General features: G+C 65.0%; 9 protein-coding genes. 5 read left to right on the top strand and 4 right to left on the bottom strand.

What is annotated here, in order from left to right; all coding sequences use genetic code 11:
* Positions 1-326 precede the first annotated feature (326 nt).
* Positions 327-722, top strand: coding sequence for an NUDIX hydrolase (locus tag J6525_RS13500; protein ID WP_026192922.1), 396 nt, complete (start codon positions 327-329; stop codon positions 720-722).
* A gap of 510 nt (positions 723-1,232) precedes the next feature.
* On the opposite strand, the gene J6525_RS13495 is transcribed toward J6525_RS13500, so the two are convergent.
* Positions 1,233-1,418 (bottom strand): hypothetical protein, encoded by a 186-nt coding sequence (locus tag J6525_RS13495; protein WP_225644974.1) that lies wholly within the window; start codon positions 1,416-1,418, stop codon positions 1,233-1,235.
* Between the two features lie 865 nt (positions 1,419-2,283).
* On the opposite strand from J6525_RS13495, the gene J6525_RS13490 reads away from it, so the two are divergent.
* Both J6525_RS13490 and J6525_RS13485 read left to right on the top strand, forming a co-directional pair.
* Positions 2,284-3,597 carry a chloride channel protein gene (locus tag J6525_RS13490; RefSeq protein ID WP_225644973.1) on the top strand — a complete coding sequence of 438 codons (1,314 nt, stop codon included), beginning with the start codon at positions 2,284-2,286 and terminating at the stop codon, positions 3,595-3,597.
* Positions 3,598-3,936: 339 nt separating this feature from the next.
* Entirely contained in the window at positions 3,937-4,137 is a 201-nt protein-coding gene (locus J6525_RS13485) for a hypothetical protein (protein ID WP_225644971.1), read from the top strand.
* Between the two features lie 72 nt (positions 4,138-4,209).
* On the opposite strand, the gene J6525_RS13480 is transcribed toward J6525_RS13485, so the two are convergent.
* Positions 4,210-5,400 (bottom strand): adenylate/guanylate cyclase domain-containing protein, encoded by a 1,191-nt coding sequence (locus J6525_RS13480; protein WP_225644969.1) that lies wholly within the window; start codon positions 5,398-5,400, stop codon positions 4,210-4,212.
* Positions 5,401-5,774: 374 nt separating this feature from the next.
* On the opposite strand from J6525_RS13480, the gene J6525_RS13475 reads away from it, so the two are divergent.
* Positions 5,775-9,047, top strand: coding sequence for an autotransporter outer membrane beta-barrel domain-containing protein (locus tag J6525_RS13475; RefSeq protein ID WP_225644967.1), 3,273 nt, complete (start codon positions 5,775-5,777; stop codon positions 9,045-9,047).
* Positions 9,048-9,237: 190 nt separating this feature from the next.
* Here J6525_RS13475 and J6525_RS13470 read toward each other — a convergent pair whose 3' ends face one another.
* Both J6525_RS13470 and J6525_RS13465 read right to left on the bottom strand, forming a co-directional pair.
* Positions 9,238-10,482, bottom strand: a complete 1,245-nt coding sequence (locus tag J6525_RS13470; protein ID WP_225644965.1) for a metal-dependent hydrolase family protein — start codon at positions 10,480-10,482, stop codon at positions 9,238-9,240.
* Between the two features lie 33 nt (positions 10,483-10,515).
* Positions 10,516-11,871 (bottom strand): MFS transporter, encoded by a 1,356-nt coding sequence (locus J6525_RS13465; protein ID WP_225644963.1) that lies wholly within the window; start codon positions 11,869-11,871, stop codon positions 10,516-10,518.
* Between the two features lie 118 nt (positions 11,872-11,989).
* Between J6525_RS13465 and J6525_RS13460 the strand changes: the two genes are divergently transcribed.
* A complete protein-coding gene (locus J6525_RS13460) occupies positions 11,990-12,916 on the top strand; it encodes a LysR family transcriptional regulator (protein ID WP_028335380.1) in 927 nt (308 codons plus the stop codon).
* Positions 12,917-12,929: the final 13 nt, after the last annotated feature.

Here is a 12,929-nt window from a genome sequence, read left to right as displayed (position 1 = left end):
CCGGTGGAGGGCAATTAGAACAAAACAAGAACATTGAGTCAAGCAGTGAAAGCTGCCCGCCATGGGTATCGTTATCACGACGCAACCGGGTGAGTTGCAGTCACCGGCCGTAACAGCTTTCACGAATTCAACGTGAGGTACCGGACATCAAGCGAGATCAAGGAAGCCACGGCCGATCGCGCGCAGCGAAGATCGCAGCCGTCAAAGACAAACAGCCGACATACGACTGTGGAACAATGTGGCATCGAACTTGTCTACACAAATAGACAAGTTAAAATGGGTCGATTCTATTTCGATCATTGCGCAGCAAATGCCCAAGTACTCCAATGCCCAAGTCCTCCAAGCTGGTAGCCGCGAAGCGCGGCAAGGTTCTTCTGGTTAGACGCCGATCTGACGGGCTGTGGATGTTCCCAGGCGGGCGCAGGCGCGCGCGCGAGACCGGGAAGGATTGCCTCAAGCGCGAAATCAAGGAGGAGCTGCCGAAGCTCAAGCTCGGCAGGCTTAGCCTGTGGAAGGAAGTGACGGCCAGGAACAAGCGTTCTGGCCGCAGGATGAGCGACGCGATCTTCATCGCCAAGAACGCCAAGGGCCGACTGGCGATCGGCGACAAGAAGGAGATCGACCGCGCCGCCTGGCAGAAGCCGCGGGGCCTTCGCCTGACACCGACCTCGCGCTACATCCGCGACCGGCTGTTTCCGAGAAAGCAGCGCCGCCGGAGATAGCGGCGGGGTCATCGCTGCTTGAAAGCGCCGCGCTTCCACCCCAAAGAAACGGCCCCAGCGAGGGGGTACAAGCTGGGGCCGCGAGTTTACCTTGATCGTCCAGGCGCTGCCGGCAGGGACAGCACCGAACCTGTGACAATCATGCTCCGCCGCGTCCGTTCCTCACCGGAGGGCCCTGGCTTTTTAGCTGGGCGACAACGCACGTTATTTATCTGCGCTCGCTGACCTGCAATTTGACGCGACGTAAGTTTGTTTAATCGTTGCGTGGAGTCATGGAACCGAAAACCGAGATTTGCCCGAAATGCGGGCGCAAACTGGAATTCGCATTGCCTCCGGGCGGCAAGGGCAACCAGCTCTATCGGTGCTTCAATTGCGGAGGCCCGGACCCTCTGAAGGATCACACGGCGGACGGCTATCTGCGCGGTCTGAAGTCCCCCGAAAATAACACAGGTTAGTCAGCAACCAATCCCCTCGGCGGTGCTTGTTGCGTATGCAGGCCGCCCTTGAGGTTCATTTGGTACGCGTGACCACCGATGACGGCGAGGTCTCTGGCTTGCCGCAACCTCGCGAGATCAAGCCCTCGATCTGGTGCTGGACGCGATCCCGGAAGGATGGGCCGTGAGCCTCATGCAGCGGCAGCTCACGGCCGAGCACATCTCGATGCTCGACATGATGCTTGGCGAAGCGCGGCGACATGAGATGTCCTGATTCCCCGCGGCGAATGTCCTGATGGGGGCGGCACCTTCTCCGGTGCGCCATCATTGATCGTCGGATACACATCCGCAGACCAAGAGTTCCACCGCAGGAACACCGTACTGATCCGGATTTCCGGAGAGATAGGACGGTCGTAATACCAACCCTGCCGGCGTTGCCGTTCTTTGCAAAGCATTTTTTCACGACTGAGTTTTTTGCAGACCTATTATGACCGGCAGAAAAGGGCCGCCGATGCGACGGCCCTTTTCGATTCAGTGCCCCATGTCATTCGCGCGGCAATGATCCCGGTAACGTACCCAACCGGTACCAGGCAAAGAATGAGGCCGCCAACCGGCGGCCTCCATGTTGAGTGGCCCCAGCAACCTATGGGGGCCTGGGAGGGCAGGCGCTGGGGCCGTCTACCGGCCCGGTTGGCGCGGTCGGGCCAGGTGAGCTACCATCAAATGAACAGAGCAACGGCAACCATTGCGATTGGGCAAAGTCCCAATACGACGATGCCCGCTCGAACAATCACTTCGGACATGACATGCGCCCTTCAATGGGGCAGTCAAAATACGCCGCGGCGGAAGCCGCGCAAAGTGCAGTTTGTGCCAGATTTTCCGCGTCCCTCAATCATGCGTCACGGCGGGAAAGTACGCGCCGTTGAGACACCAAAACTCACGCGCGAGCCTCCCGGAGATCGCCGAAGGGTGAGGCCCCGGCCGGTATCGCGAATTTCGGCCCTGGAGTTTGGCGGCTGCGCCGGCACACCGTGCTGATTTCTTCAGCTTCGCATACCGCCGACGCGTGCTAGGAATGACGTGATCCGCTGCGTATCGGACCACGACATGAGCCAGAACTCGTCAGAATGACCTTCCCCTCCAACCGCCAGAGGCGGCTGTTCAGACTGGTCTCCGCGCGTTGGCAGCGCCGCGCCCTGTTCTTGCTGGGCGGCATTGCGGTCGGCGCGGCGGCCGTCGCGCTGGCACAGCTCGCGGATCTGGCGCAGATCGCGTTTGGCGCGGTGGTATCCCGTTTCCATTATGCCTCGCTGGTGCTGACGCCAGCCGGGTTCGCGCTGTCGGTGTTTCTGACCAACCGCTTCTTTCAGAACGCGCAAGGCAGCGGAATCCCGCAGGCGATCGCCGCACGCCATCTGACCGATCAGACCGCGCGCGAAAGCCTGGTTTCGCTGCGCGTTGCTGCCGGCAAGATCCTGCTGACGCTGTTCGGCCTGTTGTGTGGCGCGTCGGTCGGGCGCGAGGGACCGACGGTGCAGATCGGCGCCTCGATCATGTTCGCGCTCGGCCGCTTCTCGCCGCGGCGCCAACCCGGCCTGATCCTTGCCGGCGCGGCCGCAGGTGTCGCGGCCGCCTTCAACACCCCGCTGGCCGGGATCGTGTTCGGCATCGAGGAAATGAGCCGTGCCTTCGAGACGAGAACCAGCAGCCTGATTATCGGCGCGGTGATCGCCGCCGGCCTGACCTCGCTCGCGCTGATGGGCAACTATACGTATTTCGGCACCAGCGCGACGGCCCTGCGCAACGGCACCGACTGGCTCGCGGTCCCGCTCTGCGGCGTTGCCGGAGGTCTTGCGGGCGGCCTGTTCAGTCGCATCCTGATCACAATGGCACGCGGGTTTGCCAATCCGGTCGGAAGCGCGATCAAGCGTTATCCAGTCGGTTTTGCCGCAATCTGCGGATTAGCGGCTGCGATTTGCGGGATTGCGTCCGACGGCGCGATCTATGGCACGGGATATCAGCAGGTCAAATCCGCGCTCGAAGCCGGCGCACAATTGCCGGCGAGCTTCAGCGTCTGGAAATTCCTCGCGACCACGTTCGCCTCGATCAGCGGCATGCCTGGCGGCATCTTTGCGCCCTCGCTCGCGGTCGGTGCCGGGCTCGGCTCCAACATCGCGCCGCTGTTTCACGGCGCGCCGCTGTCGGCCATCATGCTGCTCGGCATGGTCTCCTATTTCGCCGGCGTGGTTCAGGCACCGATCACTGCCTTCGTGATCGTCACCGAGATGACCGACAATCACGCGATGGTCGTGCCCTTGATGGCCGCGGCCCTGATTGCGCACGCGAGTTCGCGCCTGATCTGCAAGGAAGGCGTCTATCACGCCCTCGCCAAGGGCTTCGTCGAGCGCGCTGCGCCGGCGCAGAAGATCACCTCGACCTGAATTCCCGGCACCAAGGGAAAACGGCCCCGGCATCTCGCGTTGCCGGGGCCGTCCTATTCCCATGCTCATGCCGAACCGCCGGTGCCGATAATCAGGCGGACCCTCTGGGCCTTGAAGAATTTCCTTAATGAAAAAGCCTGCCCAGTGCCCGAATGATTCGCGCGATCCGGCTTTCCGGAAAATAACGCGTGTGAATCCGGCTTGAATAGATTTCATCTGGAACAAACGGAATGTTTCAGTGACTCTTCATGCGTGAACGGAGTTCCGGAGTTCCTCGGGGAGCGGACTTGTCGCGGCGACGTTGGTCTATGGGCAATCCCTGAGGAAGGGGGAAGCACCATGGTCGAGAACGTCATGACCAACGCCGGCTATTGGCGGGATCGAGCCGCCAAGACACGTGCCAAGGCGGAGTTGTTCAGATACCAAAACTCACGTGCGAATCTTCTGAAGATCGCCGAAGAGTACGATCGTCTGGCCAACTATGCCGAGCAGCAATTGTTGCGCGCGCCGACAGCAAACCTGTCCGGCCAATCTCCTTAACGGCAGGAGCCTTTGGACATTGGACCGTCTCAGTCGGTGCGTGCGCCGCACGTCACGCTGGCCAATCGAGCCTCAGCCCCGATAGGCAAACAGCTCGATCGGCTCGCTGAAACCGCGCACCGAATGCTCGCCGACATGCTCGAGCGCGAAATCGTGCGAGACCAGATCGGCGAAGGCGCGCGACAGCAGCACGTTTCGTCCCAACTGCTTGGTCAGAGCCTCGAGCCGCGAGGCCATGTTCACCGCGGGGCCGATCACCGTGAAGTCGAGCCGGCTGCGCGATCCGATATTGCCGTACATGACGTCGCCGACATGGACGCCGATGCCGTAGTTCATCGGCGCCCGGCCCATCATGCTGTTCTTTTCGCTGAGCGCCGCCATCGCCTGCCGCGCCTCGGACACCGCGTGTAGCAGGTTGGCGCAGGCCCTGGGATCGCTGAGCGGGAAAATCGCAAGCAGACCATCGCCGATGAATTTCAGGATTTCCCCGCCGTGCCGCGCAATCGGCTCCGACATCGCGTCGAAATAGTCGTTGAGGAGATCGATGACGTCGTCGCGCGGCCAGGAGTCCGAGATCCGGGTGAAGTCCCGGAGATCGCAGATCATGATCGCGGCGCGGACCGTGGTCCCGCTGCCCCGCCTCGTCGGACCCGCCAGGATCATCTCGCCGGCATGGGTGCCGACATAGGTCTCGAGCAGCGTCCGCGCCAGGCGGTTCTTCATCCGGATTTCGCTGACCAGCGCCAGCACCGGCAGCACCTTGCGCAGCTCGGCGATATCAGCGTCATCGAAACCGCCGGACCGGTCGGTCGCGAACGTCACGACATGCCGCTTGCCGAGCGTATGCAGCAGCGGCCACGCCACATAATCGGTCAGGCCCTGCGCCCGCATCTCGTCAAAGAGCGCATGCGTGCGGCCCGGCGCCCGTTCGAGCCGCTCGCGCACTTCGCCAGCGCCCTGGTGGATTTCGTAGACCGGGCTGCCGATATATTCCGAGCGCTCCCTGACCTCGTAGTCGACCCGCGTGATCTCGGCCTCGCGCTTGCCGTCGCCCCAGATGATCCGGGCGCCGAGCCATTGCGGGTGCTGGATCAGGAGATTCATCGTCGCCCGCTTGAGCGGGATGCCGGTTTGCTGCAGCCGGATGCAGAGCTCGGCGAAGATGTTGTCGATGAAGCGCTCGTCGCGGGTCTCGTTGGTCAGCCAGTCCACAACGTCGCCGCCAGACTGCGGCGTGACGGATTCGATGTTGGGGGCGTTCATGGCGTGCTCCGGAGCGGCGGGTGGGATCGGCACGCGATATGTCGTGCTTCTGCCCGGCAACGTCAACGCTGCCAGCGGTAACGTGATCGGGCGTGCCGGTGGTCAGGGGCTCTGAATGCCCGCCCTGCCCGGCAACCTTCACATCCGCTTCCGCACGCTATTGCGCCCGGCACGGACTCAACTGGTTAGCGATCGATTAATTGCAGCGCGCGGACGTTGCATCGCGGGCACACTGCTTCCTGTTTCGCTTGGGGAACACCAAGCTTCATTTGTTTGCTCACAGTGAGTCACATAGCGTGCTGCCCATCCGCTGCCGGCGAAGGTTTGTCGGAATGCAACCTGCCGGGCGGCGGCAAGAAAAAGGGCTGAGCGCCATGCGCCAATGCATCGGGGCTGCGACGATTGCACGACACGTTGGCGACAATCCACTCAATCCACGCCTGACCGCATCGCCGTCCCGCACGCGTGCGCAGTTCCACCGCCTGCTGCTGCTGACCGCCTCGGTGGCCGCGCTCTCGGCGCTGATGCCGGGCTCGGCGGCGGCGCAGACCTGGACCGGCGCCACCAGCAACGACTGGACGGTGGGCTCGAACTGGAACACCGGCACGGCCCCGGCCGGCGGTGCGGTCAATATTGTGCCCGGCTCAAACGTCGTCCTCGGCGTGAGCCCAGGGGCGACCGGCACGACCAGCACGCTGAATGTTCGCGATCTGGCCGGAGGCACGACCAATCTCACGATTCAAAACGGCAGCACGCTGACGAGCACCACTGCTTCGATCGGCGATGTCGCAGGTGGCACCGCCACGGTCACCGTGACAGGGGCCGGCTCCCGGTGGAACGCCAGCACGATCAACCTGTTCGCCGGCGCCACAAGCGTGCTCAACGTTACGGACGGCGCGACTGTCTCTGTCACGAGCAGGCTCATTGTCGGCAGCCCGGCCGGCACCAACACAGCCACCCTCAACATCAGCAACGCCACGCTGGAGAATCACGGCTTCGGCATCAGCATCAGCAACGCGGGCGGGCGGGTCAATTTTGACAACGCCGTTTTCCGCGCGCTCATCAATACCCCCACCGTCTCCGGCGGAACGGCCGCCCAGAATAACATCGCCGCGGGCGGACTGACCATCGATAGCAACGGGTTCACGGTCCTCCAAACGAACGGATTCAGCGGCGTTGGTGGATTGACCAAGGTTGGCGACGGATTGTTCCGGTTCGGTGGCGTCGGCAACAGCTACACCGGCGAAACGGTCATCCAGCAAGGCACCTTCCAACTCGGCCCCGTCAATGGCACCACGAATACCCTCGCCAGTTCAAGCCGGGTGGTTAATAACGCGATATTCGACATATCGATCATTCCCGACCCAAACGCGCACATCCAAAGCCTCGCCGGCAGCAGTGCCGGCAGCGTCACGCTGGGCACCAAGGACCTGATCATCACCAATGCGCACGATACGTTTGCAGGCGCGATCAGCGGCACCGGCGGAGTGCAACTCACCGGCGGCACGCAGGTGCTATCAGGCGTGCAGGCCTATAGCGGCGCGACCACGATTACCGGCGGCACCCTGGCGTTGACCGGCGGTGGCGACATTTCCGCCTCCAGCCAGGTGATCGCCGACGGCACGTTCAGCATCGCCGGGCTTTCCGGCGCAGGCACCAGCATCCAGCGGCTGTCGGGCTCAGGTGCCGTCGATCTCGGTGCCAAGACGCTGACGCTGACCGCCGCGAACGATACGTTCGCCGGCGTGGTCGGCGGCAGCGGCGGGTTGACGTTCGCCGGCGGCACGCAGGCGCTGTCCGGGGCCAATACCTATAGCGGCATCACCACGATCTCAGGCGGCACGCTGGCGCTGACGGGCACCGGGGCGATCAGCAATTCCAGCCATGTGGTGGCGAATTCGGCGTTCGACATCTCCGGCCTCACGGGTGCGGGCACCAGCATCCAGAGTCTCGCCGGCAGCGGCAATGTCGCGCTCGGCGCCAAGACGCTGACCATCACCAATGCCAGCGACAATTTCGCGGGCACGATCAGCGGCACCGGCGGGCTCGCGCTCACGGGCGGCACACAGACGCTATCCGGCACCAACAGCTACCGCGGCGCGACGACGGTGACCGGCGGCACGCTGCAAGCGGGCGCGGTCAATGCTTTCAGCGCCGCCTCCGCCATCACCGCCGGCGCCGGCGCCACGATCGACCTCAACGGTCTCAACCAGACCATCGGCGGATTCAGCAATGCCGGCACGGTGCGGTTCGGCGCGGCGCCCGGAACGACGCTGACGGTCGCCGGCAATTATGCCGGCAATGGCGGCACGCTGCTGTTCAACACCGTGCTCGGCGGCGACGGCTCGGCGACCGACCGTCTCGTCGCGGGCAGCACGTCGGGCACCTCGACCGTGCGGATCAACAATGCCGGCGGCGGCGGCGCGCAGACCGCCGACGGCATCAAGCTGATCGACGTCAGCGGCGCCTCCAACGGCGGCTTCACGCTGGCGGGCAATTATTCGCTGCTGGGGCAGCAGGCGATCGTCGCCGGCGCCTATGCCTACACCTTGCAGAAAAATGGCATCTCGACGCCGGCGGACGGCGACTGGTATCTGCGCTCCAGCCTGGTGCCGTCGAGCGACCCGGCCGCGCCCGCGGGACCGCTGTACCAGCCCGGCGTGCCGCTGTACGAGAACTACGCCCAGGTGCTGCTCGGCATGAACGCGCTGCCTTCGCTGCAGGAGCGCGTCGGCAACCGCTACTGGGCCGGCAGCGGCGGCCCGAGCGAGGCGATGGCGCGGATGGGCGTCTCGCCGGCGGCGACGGCCGACAGCTCATGGACGCAGTCGGCGTTCTGGGGCCGCGTCGAGGGCGGGCAAACCAGCCTGCGGCCGTCCAACACCACCGGCTCGACCTTGAATAGCGATGACTTCAAGGTGCAGGCCGGGCTCGACGGCCTCGCGCTCGAGAACAATTACGGCCGCGTGATCGTCGGGCTCACGCTCCAGTACGGCCTGACCACGGCTTACGTGAATTCGTTCTTCGGCAACGGCCGCATCCGCGCCGAGGGCACCGGCGTCGGCGCCACCGCGACCTGGTATGGCGACAACGGCGTCTACATCGACGGCCAGATGCAGACCATGTTCTATCGCGGCGACCTCACCTCCGACCTCGTCAGCAGCATGAGCCATGGCAATGAAGGCCTCGGTTACGCGTTCAGCGTCGAAGGCGGCAAGCGGTTCAATGTCGGCAACGGTTTCTCGCTGACGCCGCAGGCGCAGCTCGCCTATTCGAAAGTCGACTTCGACGGCTTCACCGACCGCTTCGGCGCGCTGGTCTCGCTCGGCAATGCCGACAGCCTGCTCGGCCGCGTCGGGTTGTCGCTCAATCACCGGAAGAGCTGGAGCGACGGCGCCCGCTCCGACCTCTACGCGATCGGCAATCTGCACTACGAATTCCTCGACGGCACCAACGTCGACGTCGCGGGCACCGGCTTCGCCAGCACCAACGACCGGCTCTGGGGCTCGATCGGCGGCGGCGGCAGCTACAGCTGGGCGGGCGGACGTTACACCGTGTTCGGCGAAGCCACCTACCGCGCCAGCCTGCAGGATGCCGGCGACAACCACAGCTTCAAGGGCACCGCGGGTCTGCGCGTAGTGTGGTGAGGACGCTTCACCTCGCCCCGCGCGCAGGGTCGAGACGAGCGAAGCCGCATGATTTCTGTATAATGGAATAATGCCGCTGATTTGCCCGACGAGTCAAGCTGGCGTGTTCGCCGGCAGGCGCCGGCTACTTTGCATGGGGTTGTTTTCGATATTTTGGCCGTGCGCCCCTGCGGCGGCAGGCCAGCATACCCTACCCGCCCAGCCGATCGACCTCGGCCTTGCCGGCCTTCATCACCAACGGAATGTGCTCGCCCTGGCCGAACAGGCACGCCACGTCGCGCAGCGGATTACCCTCGACCACCAGCAGGTCGGCGAACGCCTCCGGCGCGATGCGGCCGAGCTTGCCTTCCATGCCGAGCACCTCGGCGCCAATGATGGTCGCGCTGGCGATCACCGCCTGGGGGCCGAGCAGTTCGGCGCGGATCCGGAACTCGTCGCTCTGCAGCCGCTGCGACGGTCCGAGCAGATCGGTGCCAAATCCCATCTTGACCCCGGCCTCGCGGTAGATCGCGAGCGAGCGCAGGCCGGCGTCGCGCACATCGGCGATCTTGGCAACGCTCGCCGCAGGCAGGCCGTATTTCGCGCCCTCATTGGCGAGCGCCTCGTAGGTGACCAGGGTCGGCACCACATAGGCGCCCTGCTCGGCCATCAGCCGCGCGGTCGGCAGATCGACCAGATTTCCGTGCTCGATGGTGCGCACGCCGCAGCGTATTGCCCGCTCGATCGCCTCCGCCGTGTAGGCGTGGGCCAGCACATAGGTGTGCCGCGCCCTCGCCTCCGCGACGATGGCGCGGATCTCGTCCTCGGAGTAGCCATAGGCGCCGATCGGATCGGTCGGCGACGCGACGCCGCCGGACGCCATGATCTTGATCTGGTCGGCGCCCATCTGCAGCTCCTCGCGCACCGCCTTGCGCACCGCGTCGACGCCGTCGACGACGCGCGCGATGGCGCCGACCCGCACGCAGCAGGAGCAGGTCGGGTCGGCCAGATAGTCCGAACGCGCCCGCCCGTCGCCGTGACCGCCGGTCTGGCTCAGCGCGCGGCCGGAGACGAACAGCCGCGGGCCGTCGGTGAGACCGGTGTCGATCGCCTGCTTCAGCGCATAGCCGGCGCCGCCGGCATCGCGCACCGTGGTGAAGCCGCGCTTCAGCATCCCGCGCAACAGCATGGTCGACCGCAGCGTCACCAGCACGTTGGCCATCCGCGCCTGCTGCGACAAATCGAGCTCGACCGCGACCGCATGGACATGCAGGTCGATCAGGCCGGGCATCAGCGTCTTGCCCTTGAGGTCGATGACCCGATCAGCGGAAGCCTCGATCGGCCGGTCCGACACCTCCTTGATCAGGCGGTCCTCCACCAACACGTGGTGGCCTTCGAGCAGATCGGACCGCAGCGGATCGAGCAGCGCGGCATTCTTGAAGAGGATGGTGGACATGAAGGGTCTCCTGTCAGCGCGTAGCTCGTATGATCACGCGGCTTCGCTTGCGATGTCTTCCAGCGAGCGGCCGCGCGTCGGCACGCCCATCAGCACGACGGTCAGCGCGCCAATCAGGAGGACGGACGTGGTGACGCCGAACACGCCGGCAAAGCCGAAATTCGGATAGAGGTAGCCGACCAGGATCGGCGCTGCGATCGCGCCGATGCGGCCGATCGCGGATGCGAGCCCGGCCCCCGTGGTCCGGATCGATGTCGGAAACACTTCGGCCGTGTAGGCATAGACGCCGGCATAGGTGCCGTTCATGAAGAACGACAGCAGCAGGCCGGCCGTCATGATCTCCGCATCGCTCTTGGCAAAGGCGAGCCCGAGCGCGCTGACGCCGCCGAGCAGCATATAGGTCGCAATCGTCGCCTGCCGTCCGATCCGCTCATTGAAAAAGGCGGCGGTGAAATAGCCCGGCACCTGCGCGCAATACATCGCGAGCGAATAGCCGAAACTCTTGGTGATGCTCATGCCGTTCTGCACCAAGAGGCCGGGAATCCAGACGAAGAAGGAATAGTAGCTGAAGGTGATCGACAGCCACATGATCCAGGTCATGGTGGTGATGCGCGCCTGCCGGCCGGCGAGCAGCGCGGCAAAATTGCTCAACAGCGTTCCCGACGAGGCGACTGGCGCGGCCGGCTCGGCGACCGCAGGCGGCAGCGCGCGGCCCTCGCGCGCGAAGCTCGCCTCGATCCGGTCGAGCACCGCTTCGGCCTCCTTCGCCCTGCCCCGGCTTTCCAACCAGCGCGGCGATTCCGGCAGCGATCTCCGCCACCACAGCAGCATCACGACAGGCACGGCCGTGATGACCAGCACGATGCGCCAGCCGTTCTCGTAGGCGGGCACGATGAAATAGCCGAGCAAGGCGGCGGCGACGAAGCCGAACGAGAAGAAGCCCGCCAGCGCGCCGGTGAAGGCGCCGCGGTAACGCCGCGCCACGAACTCCGCGAGGTACGGCGCGATGATCGCGCTCTCCGCGCCGGTGCCCATGCCGGCGACGACGCGCGCGGCAAAGAACGCCGGCCAGCTATCCACCGCCGCGCTGACCAGCGAGGCCGCGCTGTAGAGCGCCAGCGCCGACATCATCACCGCGCGGCGGCCGATCAGGTCACCCAGCGTCCCCGCGAGCAGCGCGCCGAACAAATAACCGACGAAGGTGCTGCTGCCGAGCACGCCGGTCTCGACATTGGTCAGCCCCCAGGCGGTGCGCAGCACCGGCAGGATGAACGCCAGCACCGCGGCATCCATCGCGTCAAAGAGATAGCCGAGGCCGCCCATCAGCAGCAGGTACACGTGGAACCGCGCGAACGGCAGGCGCTCGATGCGCGCCGAGATCATCGACATGAAAGTCCCCCCTCGCCCCGCGGCGGCACGCGCCACAGGGTCAGCCGGGGAATGATAGACAAACCAATATTATCCGAATAATTTATAATCGTTATCTGGCACATCACCCCCGTGAATATTGCTCGTGTCCTTCCGCACGCTCGACCTCAACCTCCTGAAAGTCTTCGAGGCGCTGATGACCGAGGGCAGCGTCACGCGCGCCGCCAGCGCGCTGACCATGACGCAGCCCGCGGTCAGCAACGCGCTCGCGCGGCTGCGCGACGCGCTGGGCGATCCCCTGTTCGTGCGCACCGCGAGCGGGATCCGCCCGACGCAGCGCGCCGTGGCGCTGTGGCAGCCGATTGGCGATGCTCTCGAACATGTCCGCCACGCGCTCGACGAGGACGCCTTCGATCCGCGACAGACCCAGGCCGAATTCATCCTGTCGATGTCCGACTACGTTGCGTCGCTGGTGATGCCGCGGCTGCTCAACCGCTTCAGCGAAGTGGCGCCGTCCGCGCGCATCCACACCGTGCCCAACACCATCCTGGAGATCGGCGATCGGCTCGAGGACAACCGGGTCGATTGCGTGCTGAGCGTCTATGTCAACGAGGCGCAGCAGCCGCCGGCCGTGATCCGCTCCCGCTCGCTGTGGACCGTCGAATATGCCTGCATGATGCGGCGGGACCATCCGCTGGCCAGGCAGAAGCGGCTCAACACGCGGAGCTTCCTTGCCGCCAAGCATGTCGATGTCAGCCTCGCCGGCAAGACGCTGCCGACCTACGACCAGTTTCTCGCCTCGCGCGGGCTGTCGCGCAATCTGGTCGCGACCGTCAACCACTACAACGCCGCCTACGAGATCGTGCGCCAGTCCGACCTGATCGCCGTGCTGCCGCGCGATCTCAGCGCGCAGTCCCGCCACGCGCCCCATCTGCATGCCATGCCGGTGCCGCTGCCGGCGCCGCCGCGCATCGTCAGCCTGTTCTGGCACCAGCGCAACGACACTGTTCCCGCGCAACGCTGGCTGCGCGAGACGCTGGTGGAGATGTTCGCAAGGATGGAGTGAGGCGGTGGGATTG

The organism is Bradyrhizobium australafricanum, from assembly GCF_020329495.1.
GTDB lineage: Bacteria > Pseudomonadota > Alphaproteobacteria > Rhizobiales > Xanthobacteraceae > Bradyrhizobium > Bradyrhizobium australafricanum.
This window is presented reverse-complemented; position numbering and strand designations above follow the sequence as displayed.